The following is a 23,559-nucleotide window of genomic DNA, read 5'->3' as shown; positions in this document are numbered from 1 at the left end:
AGGTCAGGCGGGGGCGGGGACCACCGGTGGGCCGCGCCGCGGCGCGGCCGAGACGACGAAGCGGGTGAGCAGCGCGGCCGGGGCCGGCACCGGCGCCGGCACCAGGCGCAGCGACGGGAGCGGGGGCAGCTGCTGACGGGTCCAGCTGACGACGACCTCGACCGCGCGGGTCCGCAGCTCCCAGGCGACGGCGGTGACCAGACCCCCCGCGACGTGCACGGCCAGCATCCGCGGGTCGAGCACGGCGTGGACGTGGTGGTGCAGGGGGTCGCCCCCCGTCGTCGCGGTCGGGGTGAGCGCGGTGATCCACGCGTGCAGCAGCAGCTGCGCGGCGACCAGGGCGGGCAGCGCCACCAGCGGGCGGACGCGGCCCCGCAGCACCAGCAGCCCGGCGCCGAGGACGACGACCGCCATCGCGGCGAGCCAGGTCGCCGAGGGCAGGGTGCCGCCGGCCCACACGTGGCCCAGGGCCAGGACGCCGGTGACCTCGACGGTCGTCACCGCGGCGCGGAGGGTGACACCCTCGCGCGGCAGGACCCGGACCGTCAGCACCCGCTCATTCTGCCCGTTCGGACGCCGTCGCGCTGCGTCGGGGCGGAACTCCCGGCGCCCCGGGCCGCGCGGGTGTGGTGCTCACCGGGCGGCGACGAGGGTCCGCGCCGTCGGCCGGAGCCGGGCGGCGGGCGCCTCGGCGGTGCGGCGGGAGATGTTGAGCAGGAGGCCCACGGCGAGCATCGAGGCGAACATCGAGCTGCCGCCGTAGGACACGAAGGGCAGCGGGACGCCGGTGACCGGCATGATTCCCAGGCACATGCCGATGTTCTGGAAGGCCTGGAACCCGAACCAGCAGGCGATGCCGGCGGCGGCGACCCGGCCGAAGACGTCGTCGGTGCGCTGGGCGATCCGCAGCGCGCGCCACAGCACGACGCCGAGCAGCGCGATGATCAAGCCGGCCCCGACCAGGCCGAGCTCCTCGCCGGCGACGGTGAAGACGAAGTCGGTGTGCTGCTCGGGGACGAAGCCGGACCGGGTCTGCGAGCCGTTGAACAGGCCCTGGCCGAACAGCCCGCCGTTGCCGACGGCGATCCGGGCCTGCTCCACGTTGTAGCCGGCCCCGCGCGGGTCGAGGTCGGGGTCGATGAAGGCCAGGAAGCGGTCGACCTGGTAGTCCTCGAGGACCCCGGCCGTGACCGCGGCGACGACCCCGACGACCCCGCCGGCGCCGAGCATCGCGAGCCAGCGCCGCGGCGTCCCCATCGCGGCCAGCACGCCGAACACGGTCGCGGAGAGCACCAGCATGGTCCCGAGGTCGGGCTGGAGCAGGATCAGCACGGCCGGCAGACCGGCGATGAGCAGCAGCAGGACGACGTCGCCCAGGCCGATCCGCCCGCGGCGGCGTCCCTCCGAGCGCTCGGCGACGACCAGGGCCATGCCGATGACGACGGCGAGCTTGGCGAACTCCGACGGCTGGATCGACATCCCGCCGACCATCAGCCACGACTTCGAGCCGTTGACGACCGAGCCCATCGTGAGCACGAGCACCAGCCCGCCGACCGAGGCGACGTAGACCAGCGGCGCGACGATCCGCACCCACCGGTGGTCGGTCATCAGGACGACGACCAGCAGGCCGAGCCCGATGGCGACGTTGACGATCTGCTTCTGCAGGTAGGCACGCGGGTCGCCGCCGGTGAGGTCGGCCCGGGCGCTGGTCGCCGACCAGACCAGGACGCAGCCGACCACGCTGAGCGCGACGACGGCGACGAGCAGCAGCCGGTCGAGGCCGGGCACGGTCTTCACTGGTCGTCCCCCACTGGTCGGTTCACTGGCGGTCGGTTCACTGCTGGTCGGTTCACTGGTCGTCGGTCCGGATCGCGGGCGGCAGGATCGAGCCGTCGTCCTGGAAGACCGGCAGGTCGCGCGGCAGCGTGGTGCCGGGCACGGCGGCCCGGTCGGGCACGACGCGGTCCTCCTGGACGCCGTACAGCGACTCCCAGATCTTGCGGACCGCCGGGCCGGAGGTGCCCGAGCCGGTGCCGCCCTGGCTGACCATCATCACCACGACGTAGTCGTCGGAGTACGACGCGACCCACGAGGTCGACTGCTTGCCGTAGACCTCGGCGGAGCCGGTCTTGGAGCGGATCTCGACCTCGTCGAGCGGGAAGCCGGCCATCCGCCACGCCATCGTGCCCTGGCGGGTGACTCCCTTGAGGGCGTCGTCGATGTAGCCGATCACGCGGTCGGGGACGTCGACGGTCCCGGCCTTGCGCGGCTTGATGTCGCGCACGACGGTGCCGTCGGCGGCGACGACCGCCCGGGCGACCCGCGGCTCGTAGAGCGTCCCGCCGTTGGCGATCGCGCCGTAGGCCCGGGCGAGCTGGAGCGGGGTGACGATGGTGTCGCCCTGCCCGATCGCGAAGTTCACCGCGTCGCCGGCGCGGTAGGCGAAGCCCTCGACGCAGAACTCGCGGGCGAAGGTGTAGACGAAGTCGGAGGTGTCGGCGTCCTGGGGCTTGTCGGCGATCCCGCAGTAGTACTTCTTCATCGACTGGTAGTAGGCCCGCTTCCAGCGGCGGTCGGCGATCCGGCCGGGCGCCTCACCGGGGAGGTCGATGCCGGTCTCGCGGCCGAAGCCGAACTTCTTGGCCTCCTCGACCAGCGGGTCCTGGGCGTCGACGTCGTCGACGTCGGAGCCGTAGCGCTGCCAGTAGTCGAGCCCGATCCGGTAGAAGAAGGTGTTGCACGAGACCTCGAGCGCCTTGGCGAAGGAGATGTAGCCGTAGGCGCCGGACTCGTAGTTCTTGAAGTCGCGGTTGCCGACGGCCAGCGAGGAGGAGCAGTTGAGCCGGGTGTCCTCGTCGTAGCCGTGGGTGAGCGCGCCGGCGGTCATGAACGGCTTCCACGTCGAGCCGGGCGCGTACTGGCCCTGCGTGGCCCGGCTGAGCAGCGGCGTGCCGGCCTTCTCGGAGTAGAGCTCGGCGAGCTGCTTCTTGGTGATGCCGCCGACCCACACCGAGGGGTCGTACGTCGGCTGGCTGGCCGCGGCGACGACCCGGCCGGTGTCGGCCTCGAGCACGATCGCGGCGCCCGCGTCGGCGACGTAGTTGCGGCCGGTGACGGTGTCGCGGGTGGCGCGGGCGGTGGTGATGGTCTCGTGAAGCTGCTGCTCCACGACGCCCTGGACCTTCGCGTCGATGGAGGTGACCAGGGTGTCGCCCGGCTGGGCCTCGACCCGCTCCTCGTCGCCCATCACGCGCCCCATCGAGTCGACCTCGACCCGGTCGTAGCCGGGCATGCCGCGCAGCCACTGGTCGTACTGCTGCTCGATGCCGGCGCGCCCGACGACCGAGGCGCCGTTGACCGAGCGGTCGCCGTTGCCCTCGGCGGTGTCGAGCTCCTCCTCGGTGATCGGGCTGAGGTAGCCGAGCAGGTGGGCGGCGTTGATCCCGAAGGGCTGCGGGTAGGCGCGCACGCTCTGCTGGTCGACGACGACGCCCGGGTAGTCCTCGGGCTGCTCGCGCAGCTGCTGGGCCCGGGGCTGGGCGAGGTCCTCGGCGACGGGCACCGGCTGGTAGGGCGAGCCGTTCCAGCACACGCCCGGCTCCGAGCCCTCGGCACCGCAGCTGACCAGCTTCTTCTCGATCCGGCCCGGCTTGACGTCGATCACCCGGCCCACCCGCCGCACCAGGGTCCGACGGTCCTTCTGGTCGAGCTTGTCGAGCACGTTGCGGTCGAGCGAGACGACCCACGTCAGGCGGTTGGTGACGAGGGGCCGGCCCTGGTCGTCGACGATCAGGCCGCGGGTCGGCTGCACGACGATCTCGCGCACCGACTGCGCGGCGGCCCGGCCCTGGTACTCGGCGCCGCTGACGACCTGCAGGTAGTACAGGCGCACCAGGAGCGTCGCGAAGAGCGAGAAGACCAGCGCCTGGATGACGATCAGCCGCAGCCGGCTGCGGCTCGCGGAGGACGCGGCGGCGCTCACGTGGCCAGCGCCGCGGGGTCGAGGCGGGTCAGGGCGCGCATCACGACCGGGACCACGAACGCGGCGAGGACCAGGTCCCACACGACGCCGGCCAGCACCACCTCGAGCAGGTCCGGCACCCCGGCGCCCGGGTCGAGCAGCAACCCGGTCAGCGCGAACAGCGAGGAGCCGAGGAACGAGCAGGCGGCGACGGCGGCGAGCGCGCCGCCCACCCCGGCCGGCGCGTCCTGGCGGACCCGGCCGGCGACGTAGCCGACGACGAGCAGCGCCAGCGCCCACCGGCCGGCGGCGTGGTCGGCGGGGGGCGCGAGGTCGAGCAGCAGGCCGGCACCGAAGCCGAGGACCATCCCGAAGTGCGCGCCGCGGGCGAGCCCCGCGGCGACCACGACGAGCAGGACGACGTTCGGCCCGACGCCGTGCCAGGCCAGGTGCGGGAAGACGGTGGTCTGCAGCACGAGCGCCACGGCCGCGGCGAGCGCGACGAAGGCGACCCGCACGGTGGAGAGGCCGGTCATCGCAGGCTCCCGTCGGCCTCGACGACGGCGCGGTCGCTGCGGGTGCCCGACGGCACCGCGACCCCGACGAGGTCGAGCGCGGCGAAGTCCACGAACGGGTCGATCACCGCGCGCTGGCTGGTCTCGCGGACGCTGTTGTAGACCGAGACGACCTCGCCGACGGGGACGCCGGCCAGGTAGGGGCTGTCGCCGTTGCGGCTCCCCCACGTGACCACGACGTCCCGCTCACGCGGGACGACGGTCTGGTCGACGAGCTCCAGGTCGAGACGGGCGTCGTCGCCGAGCTCGCCGCGGCCGGTGAGGAAGCCCAGCTCCATGTCGGCCGCGACCCGCGCGCCGACGGCGGAGTCGGGGTCGACGACGAGCAGGACGGTGGCGGTGGTGCTGGTGACGCGCAGGACGCGGCCCACCAGGCCGTCGTTGTTGAGGACGGTCAGGTCGGGGGTGATGCCCGAGCTGGAGCCGGCGTCGATGGTGACGGTGGCCGAGAAGGACTGGGAGGCGCCGATGCCGATGACGCGGGCCGGCACGAGCGCGGTGCCGAGGTCGGTGGCGGCGGCGGTGAGGCCCTCGAACTCGGCGAGCCGGTTGCGGTCGAGGTCGGTGGTGCGGACCTGCGAGCGCAGCTGGTCGTTCTCGGCCTCGAGCGAGGCGAGCTCGCCGCGCATCTGGTCCTTGTCCTCGAACCACCCGGGCAGCTCGACGAACGGGCGCACGGCCCCGGCGGTGAAGGACTGCGCGGGTCCGACGACCTCGCCGACGGCGCGGCGGGCCGGGTCGAGCACCGAGCCGCTCTGGTCGAGCACCATCAGGCTGGCGCAGGCCAGGACCAGCGCGAGGACGAGCGAGCGCGGCGGCGTGCCGCGCCCGGGCTCACCGCCCTCGTTGCGGGCCAGGCCGTAGCGGCGCTGGGGGAAGGGCTTCATCGGTGCCGCCTGTTGTCGGCGACGAGCACCTGCTGCAGCGCCTCGAACTCCTCGACGCACCGGCCGGCACCGAGCGCGACCGCGAGCAGGGGCTTCTCGGCGACGTGGACCGGCATCCCGGTCTCGTGGCGCAACCGCTCGTCGAGGCCGCGGAGCAACGCGCCGCCGCCGGTCAGCACGATGCCGCGGTCCATGATGTCGCCGGCCAGCTCGGGCGGGGTCTGGTCGAGGGTCACGCGCACGGCGTCGACGATGGCGTGCAGCGGCTCCTCGATCGCGTGCCGGATCTGGGTCGCGCTGACCTCGATGGTGCGGGGCAGCCCGCTGACCAGGTCGCGGCCGCGCACCTCGGCGACCGGCTCGTCGGTCGCGGGGAAGGCCGACCCGAGGGTCATCTTGACCTCCTCGGCGGTGCGCTCCCCCAGCATCAGCGAGTGCTCCTTCTTCATCCAGCTCACGATCGCCTGGTCGAGCTCGTCGCCGGCGGTGCGGATGGAGAGGCTGGTGACGATCCCGCCGAGCGAGATCACCGCGACCTCGGTGGTGCCGCCACCGACGTCGACGACCATGTTGCCGGTCGGCTGGTGCACGGGCAGCCCGGCGCCGATCGCGGCGGCCATCGGCTCCTCGACGATGTAGACCCGGCGGGCGCCGGCCTGGTAGCCGGCCTCCTTGACCGCGCGCTGCTCGACGGCGGTGATGCCGGAGGGCACGCAGATGACCATGCGGGGCTTGGCGAAGTAGCGGCGGCGGTGCACGCGCTGGATGAAGTGGCGCAGCATCTGCTCGGTGGCGTCGAAGTCGGCGATGACGCCGTCCTTGAGCGGGCGCAGCGCGGTGATGTTGTCGGGCGTGCGCCCGACCATCCGCTTGGCCTCGTGGCCGACGGCCAGCACCTCGCCGGTGGTGTCGTTGAGCGCGACCACGCTCGGCTCGTCGAGGACCACGCCCTTGCGCCGGACGTAGACCAGCGTGTTGGCGGTGCCGAGATCGACGGCCATGTCGCGGCCGATGATGCTGTTCGCCATGCGCGCGCGCCTCACTGCTCGTGCGCGATCCGGGGAAGGAGGCAGGACGCGCGCACGGACGCCCTACCCGGTAGCGAGCGTAAGCAGTGGGACGGGTGTGACGCCGGAGGCGCGTGGGGTGTGTCGCGACCGGCGTGGTCGCGCGCGGTCAGCCCAGGGTGGGGAACCAGAGCGCGATCTCGCGCTCGGCCGACTCCGTCGAGTCGGAGGCGTGCACCAGGTTCTCGCGGTTGGAGAGCGACAGGTCGCCGCGGATGGTGCCCGGAGCGGCCTTGCGGCCGTCGGTGGCGCCGTTGATCGCGCGGACGACGTCGATCGCCTCGTCGCCCTCGAGCACGAGCGCGACGAGCGGGCCGCTGGTGGCGAACGCGCGCAGCGGCGGGTAGAAGTCGCGCTCCACGTGCTCGGCGTAGTGCTGGTCGGCCATCTCGCCGTCGATGGCGCGGTGCTGCATCGCGACGATCGTCAGGCCCTTGGCCTCGAACCGCGACAGGACCTCCCCGACCAGTCCGCGGCGGACGGTGTCGGGCTTGAGGAGGACGAGGGTGCGCTGCGTCATACCGGGCAGCGTAGTGCTCCCCCTCCGGGCACCGTGACGCGGTGATCCGGATCCCGGTGGTGGCGGATCCCCGTCGTGGCGATCCCCGTCGTGGCGGATCCCGGTCGTGGCGGATCCCGGTCGTGGCGGATCCCGGTCGTGGCGGATCCCGGTCGTGGCGGATCCCGGTCGTGGCGGATCCCGGTCGTGGCGGATCCCGGTCGTGGCGGAGGCGCTAGGCGAAGGACGCGGCGCGGGCCACGACGTCGGCCGGGACGTCGGCGTGGGAGTCCGCGCCCGAGACCGGACCGGAGGAGACCCGGCGCAGCGGGATCACGCCGCCCCAGACGCCGGCCTCGACGTCCTCGGGGTCGTCGACCGGACCCTCGGCACGCTTCTTCATCGACGCCTCGCGCAGCGCGACCGCGAGCACCGAGGTGGCGGCCAGCTCCTTGCGGGTGCTCGCCCGCAGCGTGGCGGACCGGCCCGGCACCATGTGGTCGACCGTGAGGGCGAGCGCGTGCGCCTTCTCGTCCGGGTCCCGCACGATGCGAGCCGGACCGATCGCGACGACCGAGCGGTAGTTCATCGAGTGGTGGAACCCGGAGCGGGCCGCGACCAGCCCGTCGAGCTCGGTGACGGTGACGCAGATCGTCGTGGACTCCGCACCGGTCAGCCAGCGCGCCGCGACCGAGCCGTGGATGTAGAGGGTCCCCTCGTCGTCGGGGCCGTCCGGGTCGACCGCGAACGCGACCGGCAGCACGACCGGGTGGTCGCCGACGTTGACCCCGACGTGGGCGACGAGGGCGTCGTCCAGGAGGGCGAACATCTCGGCACGGTCGGCCAGCGCGCGGTTGTTGCCGCGGCGCACGGTGGTGCGCTCGGTCGGGGACAGGGGCGGTGACGGGTTGGTCGGCGGGGGCGTGCTCACGGGTCTAGGGTGACACCGAAGTGGCCTGCACGAACGGGCCACTTCCCCGCCAGTCGAACAGGACACTCCGTGCCCGACCTCCCCGTCGTCCTCGACCGCACGACGTCCGACCCGCTGCACCGCCAGCTATCGGCCCGGGTGCGCGACCTGGTGGCCGACGGCGTCCTGCCCCGCGGCGCCCGGCTGCCGAGCTCGCGCGCCCTCGCCGCCGACCTCGGCGTCTCCCGCTCGGTCACCGAACAGGCCTACGACCAGCTGCTCGCCGAGGGCTGGCTGGAGACGCGCCGCGGCTCGGGCACCTACGTCGCCACGGCCGGCCACGCGACCGCGGCTGCTCCCCCGCGCCGGTCCGCCCCGGCCGCACCGCCGCTGGTCCGCCTCGACGCCGGCACCCCGTGGATCGACCCGCGCCACGGGGCCGGCTGGCGGCGGGCGTGGCGGGAGGTGTCGGCGGCCACCCCGCCCCGCGGGTACGACGACGCCCGCGGGCTGCCCGAGCTGCGCGCCGCCCTCGCCGAGCGGATCGGCCGGACCCGCGGCCTGCGCGTCGACCCCGACGAGGTGCTGGTCACCGGCGGCACCACCGACGGGCTGCGCCACCTCCTCGACGTCCTGGCGCCCGGCTCGGTGGCGCTCGAGGACCCCGGCTACCGCGCGGCCGTCGAGACGGTGCGCGCCGCGGGTCGTGACGTCGTCGACCTCCCCGCCGGACGTCCGGTCACCGACCTGCGCGGCAGCGCGGCCGCCTACGTCACCCCGGCCCACCAGCACCCGCTGGGCCTGGTGATGTCGGCCCCGGACCGGCTCACCCTGCTCGCCTCGGCGCACACCGCCGCGGCGGTCGTCGTGGAGGACGACTACGACTCCGAGTTCCGCTACGACGTGGCCCCGGTGCCGGCCCTGGCCGCGCTCGACCGTCGCCGCGTCGCCTACGTCGGGACGGCGTCGAAGTCGGTCGCGCCCAGCCTCCGGCTGGGCTGGGTGGTCCCGCCGCCCGACCTGCTCGACACCGTCTGCCGTCGGCGCAGCGCCCGGCACGACGGCGTCTCGTGGCCGGTGCAGCGGGCGTTCGTGGCGCTGCTGCGCGACGGGTACGTCGACAAGGTGGTCCGCTCGGCCCGCCGGGTCTACGCCGAGCGCGCCCCCCGGGTGGCCGAGGTGCTGGCACCGTGCGCGATGCCGGCCGGACCGAGCGCCGGCATGTACTCCACCTGGCTGGTCGACCAGCGGCGCGCCCTGGCCGCCCGGGACGCGGCGCGGCGGGCCGGCTTCGACGTCCCGCTGCTCACCGACTACACGCGGGGTTCGGGACTGACCGGCCTGGTCGTCGGCTTCGGCGGCGTCACCGACGCCGAGCTCGACCGGGCGCTGGCGGCCCTGCGCCGCGGCCTCGAGGCCGGGTGAGGGGTCAGCTGCCCTGCTGGGCGTCGAACGCGGCGTAGGCGGCCGCCCGCTCGCGCTCGATCTTCACGCCCAGGAAGTACGCGGTCGCCCACAGCAGGGCGAACAGCCCACCGAGGAAGAACATCGTCGCGACCAGGAACCCCAGGCCGACGGCGGCCACCTGGATCGCCCACCCGAGCGCGTAGCCCCACTCCTTGCGCAGCATCCCGGCCACGACCAGCGACGCGACGGCCAGGCCGATCCCGATCGGCAGCGCGGTGCCGGGCGCGACGTCGGCGACGGTGATCATCACCGGCGTGCTCAGCCCGAGCGTGATCGCCTCGAGCGACAGCACGGCGGCGCACATGCCGCGCCGCGGTGAGCGGGTGCGCTCGCTCACGCCGACCGGCCCTTCAGCAGCGCGCGGGCCTCCCCGACGGTGACGACCGATCCGGTGACCAGCACGGCGCCGGAGCTCAGCGAGCTGCTCAGCACCTCCCCGGCCTCGGCGAGGGTCGCGGCCTGCTCGATCGCCTCGGCCAGCCGCGGCTCGACGGTGACTCGGTCCTCGCCGAACACCTCGACGGCGATCTTGGCGAGGTCGGCGGCCGCGAGTGCCCGCTCGGTCGAGCTCTGGGTGCACACGACGTGGTCGAGGTGCGGCTCGAAGGCCGCCAGCAGCGCCTCGGCGTCCTTGTCGTTCATCACGCCGACGACGCCGATGATCGGGTCGAGCTGGAAGGAGTCCTCCAGCGCCGCGGCGGTGGCCTCGGCGCCGTGCGGGTTGTGGGCGGCGTCGAGGATGACGGTCGGGCTGCGCCGGATGACCTCGAGCCGCCCGGGCGAGCTGACCTCGGCGAAGGCCGCGCGCACGATGTCGTCGTCGAGGGCCTGGTCGCCGCCGAACGCCTCCACGGCGGCGAGCGCCACGGCGGCGTTCTGCGCCTGGTGCGCCCCGAACAGCGGGATGAAGACGTCGTCGTAGCGGGCGCGGATCCCCTGGAGCGAGACGACCTGGCCACCCACGGCGGCGGAGCGGGCCGCGACCCCGAAGTCGGTGCCCTCGCGCAGCACGCTGGCCCCCACCTCGGCGGCCCGCTCGGCGATCACGGCGGCGACGTCCGGCTCCTGGGTGGCCGAGACCACCACGGAGCCGGGCTTGATGATGCCGACCTTCTCCTGCGCGATCGAGGCCGGCGTGTCACCGAGGTAGCGCGAGTGGTCGACGGCGATCGGCAGCAGCACCGCGACGTCGGCGTCGATGACGTTGGTGGCGTCCCAGGCCCCGCCCATGCCGACCTCGACCACCGCGACGTCGACAGGGGCGTCGGCGAACGCGGCGTAGGCCATCGCGACCACGGTCTCGAAGAAGCTCAGCGGGTGCGGCTGGTCGGCGTCGACGAGGTGCGTGTAGGGCGCGACGTCGTTGAACGCGCGCACGAACGCCTCGTCGTCGAGGTGCTCGCCGTCGATGCTGATCCGCTCGGTCATCCGCTCGACGTGGGGCGAGGTGAACCGCCCGGTGCGCAGGTCGAGCGCCCGCAGCAGGGTGTCGATCATCCGCGCGGTGGACGTCTTGCCGTTGGTGCCGGTCAGGTGCACCGAGCGGTAGGACGTCTGGGGGTCGCCGAGGATCTCGGTGAAGGCCCGGATCCGGTCGAGCGAGGGCTCCAGCCTCGACTCGGGCCAGCGCGACAGCAGCGCGTCCTCGACCTCCTCGAAGCTCTCGGCCAGGCGGGGTGCGTCAGGTACGTCCGGGGTCTCACTCATGTCACCCCGAGTCTAGGGCGTCGCCCCGCGCCCGCCCCCAACGCCGAGGCGGCGCCCCGGTGCGCCGCCCCACCCAGAAACCTCCGGCCCGGTGACAACCCTCGCGCCGGCCCACCTCGTCGTGGAGGGTGGAGGGGTGAGACATGGACACCGGAGTGAGTGAGACCGCCACGAGTCCGCAGCACGGCACCGGGGACTCGTTCGAGGACTTCGTCGCGGCCCGGTCCACGGCGCTGTGGCGCAGCGCGTTCCTGCTGACAGGAGACGCCCAGAAGGCCGAGGACCTGCTGCAGACCGCGCTGGTGAAGACGTGGCGCAAGTGGGACACCATCACGCGGCACCAGGGTGCCGAGGCCTACGTGCGCCGCGCGCTGGTCTCCACCTACACCGACTGGTGGCGGCGCCGCTGGAACGGCGAGCGGCCGACCGGGCAGCTCCCCGACCGGCCCGACCGCCCCGACCAGCCCGACGTCGCCGCGCGGGCCGCGACCCGGCACGACGTCCTCACCGCCCTCGCCGACCTGCCCCGCGGGCAGCGCGCGGTGCTGGTGCTCCGCTACTTCGACGACCTCACCGAGCAGCAGACCGCGGACGCCCTCGGGGTGTCGGTCGGCACCGTCAAGAGCCAGGCCTCCCGCGCGACGTCCGGCCTGCGCTCCTCCCCCGCCCTGCGCGGCCACCTGCCCACACCACTCGAAGGAGACCCGTCATGACCGACCGTCACCTCAAGGACCTGCTCGACAGCACCGCCCCCGACCAGCCCGACCTCCCGGCCGCGGCCCGCGCCGCCGCCGTCACCGAGCGCTCCCGCGCCGTGACCCGGCGCCACCGCGCCCTGGTCGCCCTCGCGGCCGTCGCGGTCGTGGGTGTCGGCGTCGCCGTCCCGCTCGCCCTCGACGGCGACGACGCCCCGAGCCGGCAGCAGGTGGCCGACGACCCCGCGCCGGAGGAGCCGGCCCTCCCGGCCCCGCAGCCGTGCCCCGACGCGCCGGTCGCCGTCGACCAGCTCCGACCGGGCGACCTCCCGGACGACGCCGCCTGGGCCCGTCTGTGCCCGGCCACCTCAGGTGTCGGCGGGGCCGCCGACCTCGGCGAGGAGGAGATGGGCGCGGTGCTCGTCGGCGACCAGGCCACCGCGCTGGTCGCCGACATCGAGGCGCTGCCGCGCCTGGAGGAGCTGCGCCCCGAGTGCGCGACCATGCTCGTCCAGCCCTCGGCGTGGGCCCTCGTCGTCGGTGACGGCAACGGCGGGACGGCGACGATCGGCGCCAGCGTCACCGCCTGCGGGACCGTCCCGGTCGCCGGGCAGGACCGCCAGGTCGAGGCCGTCCTCGCCCTGGCCACCGAGGCGCTCGCCGCCGGCTCCTGAGCCTCCCACCTGCGCCGATGCGTCGGCGGTCAGGCACCCGCCCTAGGATTTCGGGCATGACCGAGATCATCGAGCAGGCCACGGACACGACGAGCGCGCCCGAGCGTTCGCTCGTCGTACCCGACAAGCCCGCTCTGGAGGGCCTCGAGACGAAGTGGGCCGAGCAGTGGAAGGCCGACGACACCTACGCCTTCGACCGCACCCAGCCGCGCGAGAACGTCTACTCGATCGACACCCCGCCGCCCACGGTGAGCGGCAGCCTGCACGTCGGCCACGTCTTCTCCTACACCCACACCGACCTGGTCGCGCGCTACCAGCGGATGCGCGGCAAGTCCGTCTTCTACCCGATGGGCTGGGACGACAACGGTCTCCCGACCGAGCGGCGCGTGCAGAACTACTACGGCGTGCGCTGCGACCCCTCGCTGCCCTTCGACGCCGACTTCACGCCGCCGGAGAAGCCGGACCCGAAGAAGCAGGTGCCGATCAGCCGGCCCAACTTCGTCGCGCTCTGCTCCGAGCTGGTCGCGAAGGACGAGGAGGTCTTCGAGTCGCTGTGGCGCACGCTCGGCCTGTCGGTCGACTGGAAGCAGCACTACACGACCATCGGGCGCAAGGCCCAGGTGGCCAGCCAGCGCGCGTTCCTGCGCAACTTCGCCCGCGGCGAGGCCTACCTGCAGGAGGCGCCGACCCTCTGGGACGTCACCTTCCAGACCGCCGTCGCGCAGGCCGAGCTCGAGGCGCGCGAGTACGCCGGTGCCTACCACCGGGTGGCCTTCCACCGCCCCGACGGCGAGCCGCTCCACGTCGAGACGACCCGTCCCGAGCTGATCCCGTCCGTCGTCGCGCTGATCGCGCACCCCGACGACGAGCGCTACCAGGCGCTGTTCGGCACCACGGTGACCTCGCCGGTCTTCGACGTCGAGGTCCCGGTGCTGGCGCACCCGGCCGCCGAGATCGACAAGGGCGCCGGCATCGCGATGTGCTGCACCTTCGGCGACCTCACCGACGTCACGTGGTGGCGCGAGCTGCAGCTGCCGGTGCGCACCGTGATCGGTCGCGACGGCCGCTTCCTGCGCGAGACGCCGGAGTGGCTCGCCGGCGAGACCGCCTCGGCGGCCTACGCCGAGCTCCAGGGCAAGACGGTGTTCTCGGCCCGGGAGGCCGTCGTCGCCGCGCTCCGCGAGAGCGGTGACCTCGACGGCGAGCCTCGCTCGACCCAGCGGATGACGAACTTCTTCGAGAAGGGCGACAAGCCGCTCGAGATCGTCGCGACCCGCCAGTGGTACATCACCAACGGCGGCCGCGACACCGCGCTGCGCACCGAGATGATCGACCGCGGCACCGAGATCCAGTGGCTCCCGCCCCACATGCAGAGCCGCTTCGACAACTGGGTCGGCGGCCTCAACGGCGACTGGCTGATCTCGCGGCAGCGGTTCTTCGGCATCCCGTTCCCGGTCTGGTACCCGCTCGACGAGCAGGGCGAGCCCGACTACGCCCACCCGCTCGTGCCGACCGAGGCCGAGCTGCCGGTCGACCCCTCGACCGACGCCCCCCGCGGGTACGACGAGGCGCAGCGCGGCCGGCCCGGCGGCTTCCTCGGCGACCCCGACGTCATGGACACCTGGGCGACGTCGTCGCTGACCCCGCAGATCGCCGGCGGCTGGGAGGAGGACCCCGACCTGTTCGAGCGGGTCTTCCCGATGGACCTGTGCACCCAGGCCCACGACATCATCCGCACCTGGCTCTTCGCCCGCGTCGTGCGCGCCCACTTCGAGAACCACGCCGCGCCCTGGTCGCACGCCATGGTCTCGGGCTTCATCCTCGACCCCGACCGCAAGAAGATGTCGAAGTCCAAGGGCAACGTCGTCGTCCCGACCGAGGTGCTCGACAAGTTCGGCGCGGACGCCGTCCGCTGGCGGGCCGCGATGGCCCGCCCGGGTCTGGACTCGCCCTTCGACGAGACGCAGATGAAGGTCGGGCGCCGGCTGGCGATGAAGGTGCTCAACGCCTCCAAGTTCGTGCTCGGCAACGTCGGCGCGAGCTCGCTCGACCCGGTGCGCGTCGTCGAGCCGATCGACTGCGCCCTGCTCGGGCGGCTCGCCGTGGTCATCGACCGGGCCACCGACGCGTTCGACGCCTACGACTACACCACCGCCCTCGAGGTCAGCGAGCGCTTCTTCTGGGAGTTCTGCGACGACTACCTCGAGCTGGTCAAGGAGCGCGCCTACGCCGAGGAGGAGTCGACGGCCCGCGAGTCGGCCCGCGCGACCCTGTCCCTCGCGCTGCAGGTGCAGCTGCGCCTGCTGGCGCCGTTCCTGCCCTACGTGACCGAAGAGGTCTGGTCGTGGTGGCAGGAGGGCTCGATCCACCGTGCCACCTGGCCGGTCGCGACCGAGCTCGGCTCCGCCGCCGCCTCCGACCCCGCCATGGTCGACGCCGTCGCCGCCGCGCTGGGCGGCATCCGCGGGGCGAAGTCGCAGGCCAAGGTCGGCATGAAGGCGCCGCTCGCGCGCGTCGAGGTCACCGGTCCCGCGGCCGCCGTCGACGCCGTCCGCCGGGCCGAGGCCGACCTGCGCGCCGTCGGCCGGATCACCGGTGACCTGGTCCTCACCACCGACGAGGCCGCCACCGAGATCACCGTCTCCGCCGAGCTCGCCCCCACCGAGGCCTGACCGGACGCCGACCCGTCAGTGATCACTGACGGGTCGGCCCGGACGCGCCGCTGACCCGTCAGTGATCACTGACGGGTCAGCGAGCAGTGTGCTCGACGGCGGTGACGCCGGCACCCGGTCGCCGGACTCGGGCTGGCCTCGGTTGGCCAGAGGTCTCGACGAGCTGGCTCGCCCTCGCAGGCTCGGGCAGTCAGCTCAGGCCGACTTCTTCTTCTTCGGCTCGGCCTCGCGCAGCACGAGGGTCGGGGACTCCTCGCCCAGCACGACCTGCTCGGTGATGATGACCTTGGTGACGTCGCCGCGGGAGGGGACGTCGTACATCACGTGGAGGAGGACCTCCTCGATGATGGCGCGCAGCCCGCGGGCACCGGTGCCCCGCTCGAGGGCCTTGTCGGCGATCGAGGCGATGGCGTCGTCGGTGAACTCGAGCTCGACGTTGTCGAGCTCGAAGAGCTTGCGGTACTGCTTGGTAAGCGCGTTGCGCGGCTCGACGAGGATCTGGACCAGCGCCTCCTGGTCGAGCTTGTTGACGCTCGCGATCAGGGGCAGCCGGCCGATGAACTCGGGGATCAGGCCGAACTTGGTGAGGTCCTCGGGGCGGACCATGGCGAGCAGGTCCTCCTGGGCGCGCTCCTCGGCGCCGCGGACCTCGGCGGTGAAGCCGAGCGTCTTCTTGCCGACCCGCTGCTCGATGATGTGCTCGAGCCCCGCGAAGGCGCCACCGACCACGAACAGGATGTTGGTGGTGTCGATCTGGATGAACTCCTGGTGCGGGTGCTTGCGCCCGCCCTGGGGCGGCACCGAGGCGGTGGTGCCCTCGATGATCTTCAGCAGCGCCTGCTGCACGCCCTCGCCGGAGACGTCGCGCGTGATCGAGGGGTTCTCCGACTTGCGGGCCACCTTGTCGATCTCGTCGATGTAGATGATGCCCGTCTCGGCCTTCTTGACGTCGTAGTCGGCGGCCTGGATCAGCTTGAGCAAGATGTTCTCGACGTCCTCGCCCACGTAGCCGGCCTCGGTGAGCGCGGTGGCGTCGGCGATCGCGAAGGGCACGTTGAGCATCCGGGCCAGGGTCTGGGCCAGGTAGGTCTTGCCGCAGCCGGTGGGCCCGATCACGAGGATGTTGGACTTGGCGACCTCGACGACCTCGTCCTTGGTGTGCTTGCCGCTCTTGCCGCCCTGGCCGGAGTTGGGCTGGAGGCCGGCCTGGACCCGCTTGTAGTGGTTGTAGACCGCCACGGCGAGCGACTTCTTGGCCTGCTCCTGCCCGATCACGTAGGAGTTGAGGAAGTCGAAGATCTCCTTCGGCTTGGGCAGCTCGTCGAGGCTGACCTCGGTGCCCTCGCTGAGCTCCTCCTCGATGATCTCGTTGCAGAGGTCGATGCACTCGTCGCAGATGTAGACGCCGGGTCCGGCGATGAGCTTCTTGACCTGCTTCTGGCTCTTCCCGCAGAAGGAGCACTTGAGCAGGTCGCCTCCGTCACCGATGCGTGCCACGGGTGGATCCTCCAGATGTGCGACGAGTCGAGCCGGGGGTGGTGCGGGAACGGGAACCGGCCGGGGCCGGAACCCTCCGACGGTACCCCGCGCCGTCCCCGGACGGGGACGGACACGGCGGACCGACGGCGGTCATGCAGGACTCAGGCCAGGGCCGGGGTCTTGAGCGACTCGAGCACCGAGTCGATCAGGCCGTACTCGACGGCCTGCTCGGCGGTGAGGATCTTGTCGCGCTCGATGTCGCGGCTGACCTCCTCGATCGGGCGGCCGCTGTGGTCGCTGATCATCTTCTCGAGCAGGTCGCGCATCCGGAGGATCTCGTTGGCCTGGATCTCGATGTCGGAGGTCTGGCCGAACGTGCCCTCGGTGTAGGGCTGGTGGATCAGGATCCGGCTGTTGGGCAGCGCCAGGCGCTTGCCGGGGGCCCCGGCCGCGAGCAGGATCGCGGCCGCCGAGGCGGCCTGGCCCAGGCACACGGTCTGCACGTCGGGCTTGATGAACCGCATCGTGTCGTAGATCGCGGTCAGCGCGGTGAACGAGCCACCGGGGCTGTTGATGTAGATGCTGATGTCCTGGTCGGGGTTCATCGACTGCAGGCACAGCAGCTGGGCGATGACGGCGTTCGCGACGTCGTCGGAGATCGGCGTGCCGAGGTAGATGATGCGCTCCTCGAACAGCTTCCCGTACGGGTCGATGCGCCGGAAGCCGTAGGACGTGCGCTCTTCCCACTGGGGGATGTAGTAGTTCACAGCTGCTACCTCAGTCCTTCACTCGGGCCGGGCGCCCGTCGTCGGCGGCCTCGCGGGCGCTCTTGATGACCTGGTCGACGAGGCCGTACTCCTGGGCCTGGTCGGCGGTGAACCAGCGGTCGCGGTCGGCGTCTGCGATGACCTGCTCGACCGGCTGGCCGGTGTGCTCGGCGATGAGGTCGAGCAGCACCTTCTTGATGTGCAGCGACTGCTGGGCCTGGATCTTGATGTCGGAGGCCGACCCACCCATGCCGGAGGACGGCTGGTGCATCATGATGCGCGCGTGCGGCAGGGCGTAGCGCTTGCCCTTGGTGCCCGCGCACAGCAGGAACTGGCCCATCGAGGCGGCCAGGCCCATGCCGACGGTCGCGACGTCGTTGGGGATGTAGTTCATGGTGTCGTAGATCGCCATGCCGGCGTCGACCGAGCCACCGGGTGAGTTGATGTGCAGGAAGATGTCGGCCTCGGGGTCCTCCGCCGACAGCAGCAGGAGCTGGGCGCAGATCGCGTTGGCGTTCTGGTCGCGGACCTCGGAGCCGAGGAAGACGATGCGCTCGCGCAGGAGTCGCTGGTAGATGTGGTCGTCGAGCACGTTGAGCCCGCCGCCGCCACCCATCATCGGGGCCGGGTGAGTGGAGTTCTGGTTCACGTCGTCGACCCTAGCCCGTGACACCGACACATCCACGGGAGACGGGGTGGTGTTCGCGGACAGCAGAAGCCCGCCCTGAAGCGGCGTGTCAGGCGCTCGCGGCGCCGTCCTCGACGGCGGCCCGCAGCCGCTCGACGCTGGCCCCCATCCCGGCCTCGAGCTCGTCGGCGTGGGAGGCGGTCCCGCCGAGCAGGACGGTCGCGAAGACCCCGCTGAGCGCGGTGAGCCGGCGCGGCACCGGACGACGGTGCACCACCCGGGTGCGCCCGTCGGCGGTGGGCTCGAGCTCCCACACCCAGCGCGCCCCGCTCGACCGGGTGTCCCACGCGACGACGCGGCCGGCGTCCAGCGCGGTCACCACCGAGCGGGTCGGCCAGACGACGAGCCCGCGCCGGTTGACGCCGACGTACTGCTGGCCGAGCCGCAGCCCGCCCCGCAGCAGCGGCCGCATCGCGAGCAGCTCGGGACTCCACTCCGGCATCCGGGCGAGGTCGGTCAGCACCGCCCACACCTCGTACGGCCGGGCCGCGACGACCGTCTCGGCACGGAGCTCGCGGGCGGCGTCGGCGGCGCTCATGGCCGCATCGTCGCACCGCTGGGTCAGGCGAGCCACGTCCGCAGCGAGGCCAGGACCTCGGGGTGGTTGAGCAGCGCCCAGTGGTCGGCGCCGCCGACGTGCAGGACGTCGGCGCCCGGGAACAGCTCGCCGCCCCACCGGTCCCGCCCGGCCGCCGAGCCGGGCTGCACGAGCAGGTCGCCGACGAGGTGGCCCACCGGGTGCCGCTCGGACGAGGTGAGGGTGGCGCAGACCAGGCGGTAGCGGGCGTGCGGCAGCGGCGCGACGTCGTCGGTCAGCCCGGCCACGAGGTCGTGGACGCCGGCCGAGCGCCAGTCGAGGATCCGCCCGAACGCCGCCGTCTCGGGCAGCCGGGCCAGCCCGCGGCTGCCGTGCCCGACGCCGCGCGCGACCGGCGCACCCAGGTGCGGCGTCCCGAGGGTGACCACGTCGGTGACCAGCGCGTTCCAGTCGCCGGGCGCCGACCCGGCCCCGTCGACCCCGTCGGGCCCGCCGACAGCGGCCCCGCCGGCCACGGCCCCGGCCGCCCGCACGACCAGCCCGCCCATCGAGTGCCCGACCAGCGCGATCCGCTCGACCGGCACCGGCCACTCCTCGACCAGCCGTTGCGCCAGGGCGGCCAGGGCGACGCCGTTCTCGCGCAGCGGCAGGCCGGTGTTGAGGCGGAGGAACACCGGCGTCCAGCCGTCGGCGGCCAGCGCCTCGCCGTAGGTCGTGCCGGTGCGCTCGCGGTGGCGCGCCCAGTGGGTCTCGTCCTCGCAGAGCCCGTGGACGAACAGGACCAGACGACCACCGGCGTCCGGGAACGCGGCGGCCAGCGCGGGGCGCTCGAGGTCGACGTCGACCTCGTCGCGGCGCACGGCCATCGCGATGGCCAGCTGGGGGCGCTCCTCGAGCAGCCGGTCGCCGATCAGCCCGTTCACCGCGGCGGCCAGGAAGCGCCCGGGGCGGGTCGCCTCGAGCTCCGGACCGAGCCCGGCCGCGGCGGCGCGGTCGAGGCCGGAGGCCACCGAGCGCAGCCCGAGCCCGAGCCCGCCGTAGACGGCGCCGGCGGTGCCCCGGTGCAGCGCACCCGGCACCCTCCCGGCCACGCCCTCGGTGAGCCCGTGGGCGCGCCCGGCCCACGCGAGGTGGGTGTCGCGCACGCTGCGCACGACCAGCTCGTCGGCGACGACGCCCAGCAGGGAGAGCGCGTCGAGCAGGCGGGGAGCAGACGACGGGGGCACGCACCGAGCCTACCCGTCCAGTGAACGGATGTTCACCGAAGCTCCACACCCCCCTGGGTACGGCGTGACCGCCAGGTGACGCTTGTCTGAACAGCGCCTCGCCGCGGCGCCCCTGTGGTTGGATGCCACGCATGGGGACTCGTGGGACCAGCGACGCGTCGGGGGCTCGATGCTCCGAGTGACGTTGCGCGGGTCCGGGCTCCCCACGGTCACCCTCGGCTCCGGCGAGACCCTGCTCTTCGGTCGGTCCCCGCACCACGCCCTGCCCGACGACGACCCCGGCGACGCGCTGCGGGTCACCGCGATCGACCTGCCACGCTGCGCCCCCCACGTCAGCCGCCTGCTCGGCGAGCTCGTGGTCGGCGACGAGATCGCCCGGCTGCGCTGGCACGGCTCCGGCGAAACCCAGGTCTCCAGCCTGTTCGACGCCCCCGGCGGCGCCCGCCGGGTCACCCTCGCCGAGGGCATGTCCCTGCTCCTCGACGAGGGCGAGAACATGCTGGTGCTGATGCGCGGGCGCCAGACCGGGCCCGACACCTTCGACGACCTCTCCATCGTCGTCGACGTCGCCACCTCCACGCCCGCGGTCCCGCCCCGACCGCGCTCGACCGACGACACCGGCGAGCTCGACGCCGCCGTCACCGCGCCGGCGCCCCAGCTGCCGGAGCGGTCGCGCGAGTGGTTCGTCGCCCTCGCCCTGGCCGAGCCCTGGCTCAGCGGCACCGACGACTACCCGCGCCCGCCGTCCAACCGCGAGATCTACGAGCGCGTCCTGCACTGGCACGGCTACGCCTGGAACCTCGAGCGCGCCCAGCGGGTCGACGACGCCATCCGGGTCATCTCCGCGCTGGCGTTCGGTCCGCGCGAGGACCCCTTCAACGCCGGGCGCGGTCGCGCCCAGAACGTCCGCTTCGCGATCGGCCGGCGCACCGCGGAGGTCCGCCTGGTGACCGTCGAGGACCTCGACGCCGTCGAACGGGCCGCCGCGGGCCGGAAGGTTCCACCGGCGGTCTCCTAGCGGTCGGCGCGCGGGGCGACCTACGGTCGCAGGACCAGACCAGCCGCTTCGCGAGGAGACACACCCATGAGCGCCAACATGCAGGGCATGGACACCGAGGAGGCCCGCTCGGTGGCCCAGAACATGGACTCCAACGCCGCCGTGGTCGGCGACGTCTGCGCCCGGCTCCTGGCCCGCATCCAGGGCACCAGCTGGGTCGGCCAGGACAAGGACCGCATCGCCGACGACATCGGCAACTCCTTCATCCCCAACGCCAACGCCGCCTGCGAGGACATCAAGCAGCAGGCGAGCTACCTCATCGCCAAGGCCGACCAGCAGGACGCCGTCAGCTCCTGACCCCCGCACCTCCACGAGCCACCGGTGACCCCGGTGGCTCGTGGCGCGTCCGGAGGTCGCCCGCCGTCCGGCCGTCCGGGCCGCAGGACGTGCGGCCGGAGCGCCCGACGGGGCGGAAGTTTCCACCCGGCGGCCCCTGTACCGCTGCCGCGCGGCGCACCTAGTTTCCTCGACAGCGGGCCAGACGGCAGGCACTCGGATCTCGGACAGGAGCAGGACCATGGCGTTTCTCGGAGCAGACACCGAAGAGCTGCGGGAGGTCGGTCAGGAGTTCCAGGAGGGCAAGGAGACCACCGACCAGGTCATCATGTTCCTCAAGGCGCTGATCGCGATCCTGAAGGCGGCCTCGTTCTTCAGCGGCGGCGCCAGCCTCGCCTACGCCACCTACCTCGAGACCACGGTCGTGCCGTGGCTGGAGAAGATCTCGATGGCCCTCGGCATGTTCGCCAAGGTCCTCGGCGCCCAGGCCGACGCGCAGGACGAGGCGTCCAACGGCGGCACCGTCGACTACGGCTCGCTCCCCTCCTACCAGTCCCCGGCCCTGCCCGAGCCGATCCAGCCCTACCAGGGCGAGCCGCTCGCCGGCGGCGCCAACGCCCCGATCGCCTCGGGCACCGACGCCGGCTCGGGCTCCTCGCCGGCGGGCACCTCGCCCTCGTCGGGCTCCCCGTCGGTGGGCACCCCGCTCGGCGGCAGCGCGACGACGTCCGGTCCCAGCCTGTCGATCGGCGAGAACGGTCACCTGATGATCGACACCGGCATCGACCTCGACGGCGACGGCGTGAAGGCCCCCGAGGCCGGCGCCGGTGCCGGCGCGGGTGCGCCCACCCAGATCGGGTCGGCGACGGTCGGCCCCGAGCTGCGGGGCAGCGACCTCTCCCCGGCGGGCGCCGGTCCGGCCGGTGGTCCGGCCGGCGGTGACCACGGCCTCGGCTCCGCGGGCGGCATCGGCGGGGGCGGCCTCGGCGGCGGCGGCCTCGGTGCCGACGCCGGCGGCTCGTCCGGCGGCTCCTCCGGCGGGGGCGGCGGCGGTCCGGTCGGCGGCGGGAGCCCCGCGGGCGGCGGCGAGTCGCAGCTGGGCGGCAGCAGCATCGGTGGCAGCCCGAGCGGCCACAGCGGCCCCGTGGCCGACGGCGGCCTCGGCGGCGCCGCGCCCGGTGCGGAGTCGCTGGGCGCCTCGAGCATGGGCTCGGCCACGCCGACCGGCGAGGCGGCCGACGGCGGGGCGTCCTACGGCGCGGCGGCCGGGATCGCCGGTGGCGCCGCGGCCCTCGGGCTCGGCGGCGCGGCCCTCGCGAGCCGGGCCGGCGGCGGTTCCTCCCACGACCCGGCCATCGACAAGCTGGCCAGCACCAACGGCCGCGGCTCGCGCGGCGAGGACGTCAAGCTGCTGCAGGACAAGCTCACCGCCGCCGGCTACGACACCAAGGGCGCCGACGGGGTGTGGGGCGGCAACACGCAGGCCGCCTACGAGGCCTACCGCGCCGACAACCCGCTCGCGGTCCAGCACGGTTCGGGCTACACCTCGCCGAGCGGCTACGACTACAACCAGATCAGCGGGGTCAACGGCAACCCGAACGTGACGCCGGAGTTCCTCCGCAAGGTCGAGGGCATCTCCCAGCGCATCGGCGCCCAGCCCGAGCACCTCATGGCCGCGATGAGCTTCGAGACCGGCGGCGAGTTCGCCAGCGACACGCGCAACCCGCGCAGCAGCGCCACCGGCCTCATCCAGTTCATGAGCGACACCGCCCGGGGCATGGGGACCACGACCGCCGACCTGGCGCAGATGTCGCCGATCGACCAGCTCGACTACGTCGAGCGGTACTTCGAGCCGCACCGCGGTCGCCTCGGCGACCTGGAGAGCGTCTACACCTCGATCCTCGCGGGCAGCCCGCACTCCGGTGACGAGGCCCTGTTCACCCAGGGCGACCGGAGCTACGGCCCCAACCGCGAGCTCGACGCCAACCGCAACGGCGTCATCACGGCCGCAGAGGCCACCGCACACGTCCGGGCCCGCATGGGCGCCGGCGGCAGTTGATCACATCCGCTAGCAGCAGCAACCACCACAGAGAAGGAGCAGTTCCATGGCCATGAAGGGTATGGATGTCGAGGCCGGCCGCCAGGCTTCCCAGCAGATCAACCAGGGCTCGCAGGAGCTCGAGACGCTCACCGGTCGGATGACGCAGGTCATCGACGGCTTCGACTGGATCGGCCCCGACGCCGACCGCACGCGCGAGACCTGGAAGGGCGACTACGTGACCATGCTCCAGCGGGTCACCCAGTCCCTCCAGGAGTTCTCGACGCTGATCAACACGCAGGCCCAGGAGCAGGAGCAGGTCTCCAACTGAGCCGATCTGCGGGCGTTCCACGCCTGCGGCTCCTCGACGGCCGCC

Annotated in this window: 23 protein-coding genes; 8 read left to right on the top strand and 15 right to left on the bottom strand. The window is 73.3% G+C overall.

The features are described from left to right. Positions 1–3 precede the first annotated feature (3 nt). The 8 genes from FE634_RS05215 to FE634_RS05180 form a co-directional block, all read right to left on the bottom strand. The gene (locus FE634_RS05215; protein WP_138875281.1) at positions 4–552 is read right to left on the bottom strand and encodes a hypothetical protein; all 549 of its coding nucleotides are present in this window, start codon (positions 550–552) and stop codon (positions 4–6) included. 81 nt (positions 553–633) lie between these two features. Further along, positions 634–1,797, bottom strand: coding sequence for a rod shape-determining protein RodA (rodA, locus tag FE634_RS05210; protein ID WP_138875280.1), 1,164 nt, complete (start codon positions 1,795–1,797; stop codon positions 634–636). Positions 1,798–1,849: 52 nt separating this feature from the next. Continuing rightward, entirely contained in the window at positions 1,850–3,982 is a 2,133-nt protein-coding gene (gene mrdA / locus FE634_RS05205; RefSeq protein ID WP_148240399.1) for a penicillin-binding protein 2, read from the bottom strand. Then, entirely contained in the window at positions 3,979–4,497 is a 519-nt protein-coding gene (gene mreD / locus FE634_RS05200; RefSeq protein ID WP_137295087.1) for a rod shape-determining protein MreD, read from the bottom strand. The genes mrdA and mreD overlap by 4 nt, the downstream gene beginning before the upstream one ends. Beyond that, positions 4,494–5,423 carry a rod shape-determining protein MreC gene (mreC, locus tag FE634_RS05195; protein WP_137295086.1) on the bottom strand — a complete coding sequence of 310 codons (930 nt, stop codon included), beginning with the start codon at positions 5,421–5,423 and terminating at the stop codon, positions 4,494–4,496. Before mreC ends, mreD begins: the two co-directional genes overlap by 4 nt. Further along, entirely contained in the window at positions 5,420–6,451 is a 1,032-nt protein-coding gene (locus FE634_RS05190) for a rod shape-determining protein (RefSeq protein ID WP_137295085.1), read from the bottom strand. The genes mreC and FE634_RS05190 overlap by 4 nt, the downstream gene beginning before the upstream one ends. Positions 6,452–6,599: 148 nt before the next feature. Further along, the gene (ndk, locus tag FE634_RS05185; RefSeq protein ID WP_137295084.1) at positions 6,600–7,010 is read right to left on the bottom strand and encodes a nucleoside-diphosphate kinase; all 411 of its coding nucleotides are present in this window, start codon (positions 7,008–7,010) and stop codon (positions 6,600–6,602) included. 214 nt (positions 7,011–7,224) lie between these two features. Next, a complete protein-coding gene (locus tag FE634_RS05180; protein WP_262347584.1) occupies positions 7,225–7,920 on the bottom strand; it encodes a pyridoxamine 5'-phosphate oxidase family protein in 696 nt (231 codons plus the stop codon). Positions 7,921–7,989: 69 nt separating this feature from the next. Here FE634_RS05180 and pdxR point away from each other — a divergent pair, with 69 nt between their 5' ends. Next, positions 7,990–9,324, top strand: coding sequence for a MocR-like pyridoxine biosynthesis transcription factor PdxR (pdxR, locus tag FE634_RS05175; protein WP_138875279.1), 1,335 nt, complete (start codon positions 7,990–7,992; stop codon positions 9,322–9,324). A gap of 4 nt (positions 9,325–9,328) precedes the next feature. Here the strand turns inward: pdxR and FE634_RS05170 are convergent, their stop codons facing one another. Both FE634_RS05170 and FE634_RS05165 read right to left on the bottom strand, forming a co-directional pair. Continuing rightward, positions 9,329–9,703: a DUF4233 domain-containing protein gene (locus FE634_RS05170; RefSeq protein ID WP_246060895.1), complete on the bottom strand. Its 375-nt coding sequence runs from the start codon at positions 9,701–9,703 to the stop codon at positions 9,329–9,331. Next, on the bottom strand, positions 9,700–11,073 hold the full coding sequence (locus FE634_RS05165; RefSeq protein ID WP_137295082.1) for a bifunctional folylpolyglutamate synthase/dihydrofolate synthase: 1,374 nt from the start codon (positions 11,071–11,073) through the stop codon (positions 9,700–9,702). The genes FE634_RS05170 and FE634_RS05165 overlap by 4 nt, the downstream gene beginning before the upstream one ends. A 143-nt stretch (positions 11,074–11,216) precedes the next feature. Between FE634_RS05165 and FE634_RS05160 the strand changes: the two genes are divergently transcribed. Genes FE634_RS05160 through valS form a run of 3 tightly spaced genes read left to right on the top strand, consistent with a single transcriptional unit; the run spans position 11,217 to position 15,114 of the window. Next, positions 11,217–11,786, top strand: a complete 570-nt coding sequence (locus FE634_RS05160) for a SigE family RNA polymerase sigma factor (RefSeq protein ID WP_137295081.1) — start codon at positions 11,217–11,219, stop codon at positions 11,784–11,786. After that, positions 11,783–12,442: a hypothetical protein gene (locus FE634_RS05155; RefSeq protein WP_137295080.1), complete on the top strand. Its 660-nt coding sequence runs from the start codon at positions 11,783–11,785 to the stop codon at positions 12,440–12,442. Before FE634_RS05160 ends, FE634_RS05155 begins: the two co-directional genes overlap by 4 nt. Positions 12,443–12,498: 56 nt before the next feature. Beyond that, positions 12,499–15,114 (top strand): valine--tRNA ligase, encoded by a 2,616-nt coding sequence (gene valS / locus FE634_RS05150; protein ID WP_138875278.1) that lies wholly within the window; start codon positions 12,499–12,501, stop codon positions 15,112–15,114. A 195-nt stretch (positions 15,115–15,309) separates the two neighbouring features. Here the strand turns inward: valS and clpX are convergent, their stop codons facing one another. From clpX to FE634_RS05125, 5 genes are all read right to left on the bottom strand, one after another. Then, positions 15,310–16,611 carry an ATP-dependent Clp protease ATP-binding subunit ClpX gene (gene clpX / locus FE634_RS05145; RefSeq protein ID WP_137295078.1) on the bottom strand — a complete coding sequence of 434 codons (1,302 nt, stop codon included), beginning with the start codon at positions 16,609–16,611 and terminating at the stop codon, positions 15,310–15,312. 143 nt (positions 16,612–16,754) lie between these two features. Then, positions 16,755–17,360, bottom strand: a complete 606-nt coding sequence (locus tag FE634_RS05140; protein WP_137295077.1) for an ATP-dependent Clp protease proteolytic subunit — start codon at positions 17,358–17,360, stop codon at positions 16,755–16,757. A gap of 10 nt (positions 17,361–17,370) precedes the next feature. Beyond that, a complete protein-coding gene (locus FE634_RS05135; protein ID WP_280633633.1) occupies positions 17,371–17,976 on the bottom strand; it encodes an ATP-dependent Clp protease proteolytic subunit in 606 nt (201 codons plus the stop codon). A 121-nt stretch (positions 17,977–18,097) separates the two neighbouring features. Next, positions 18,098–18,586 carry an SRPBCC family protein gene (locus FE634_RS05130; protein ID WP_138875277.1) on the bottom strand — a complete coding sequence of 163 codons (489 nt, stop codon included), beginning with the start codon at positions 18,584–18,586 and terminating at the stop codon, positions 18,098–18,100. Positions 18,587–18,609: 23 nt separating this feature from the next. Continuing rightward, complete coding sequence (locus FE634_RS05125) at positions 18,610–19,812, bottom strand: esterase/lipase family protein (RefSeq protein ID WP_148240398.1); 1,203 nt, start codon at positions 19,810–19,812, stop codon at positions 18,610–18,612. Between the two features lie 178 nt (positions 19,813–19,990). Between FE634_RS05125 and FE634_RS05120 the strand changes: the two genes are divergently transcribed. The 4 genes from FE634_RS05120 (at position 19,991) to FE634_RS05105 (ending at position 23,514) form a co-directional block, all read left to right on the top strand. Further along, positions 19,991–20,830 (top strand): hypothetical protein, encoded by an 840-nt coding sequence (locus tag FE634_RS05120; protein WP_212721922.1) that lies wholly within the window; start codon positions 19,991–19,993, stop codon positions 20,828–20,830. Positions 20,831–20,896: 66 nt separating this feature from the next. Continuing rightward, positions 20,897–21,166, top strand: a complete 270-nt coding sequence (locus tag FE634_RS05115) for a hypothetical protein (RefSeq protein WP_134764939.1) — start codon at positions 20,897–20,899, stop codon at positions 21,164–21,166. Positions 21,167–21,386: 220 nt separating this feature from the next. Continuing rightward, positions 21,387–23,204, top strand: a complete 1,818-nt coding sequence (locus tag FE634_RS20920; RefSeq protein ID WP_187366829.1) for a peptidoglycan-binding domain-containing protein — start codon at positions 21,387–21,389, stop codon at positions 23,202–23,204. Positions 23,205–23,250: 46 nt separating this feature from the next. Next, complete coding sequence (locus FE634_RS05105; RefSeq protein ID WP_134764941.1) at positions 23,251–23,514, top strand: hypothetical protein; 264 nt, start codon at positions 23,251–23,253, stop codon at positions 23,512–23,514. The last annotated feature ends 45 nt before the right edge of the window (positions 23,515–23,559 follow it).

Origin of the sequence: Nocardioides sp. S-1144 (genome assembly GCF_005954645.2) — a bacterium.
In the GTDB taxonomy this organism is placed as follows: Bacteria; Actinomycetota; Actinomycetes; order Propionibacteriales; family Nocardioidaceae; genus Nocardioides; species Nocardioides dongxiaopingii.
Note: the sequence above shows the minus strand (reverse complement) of the source record. Positions and strands in the feature narration are given on the sequence as shown.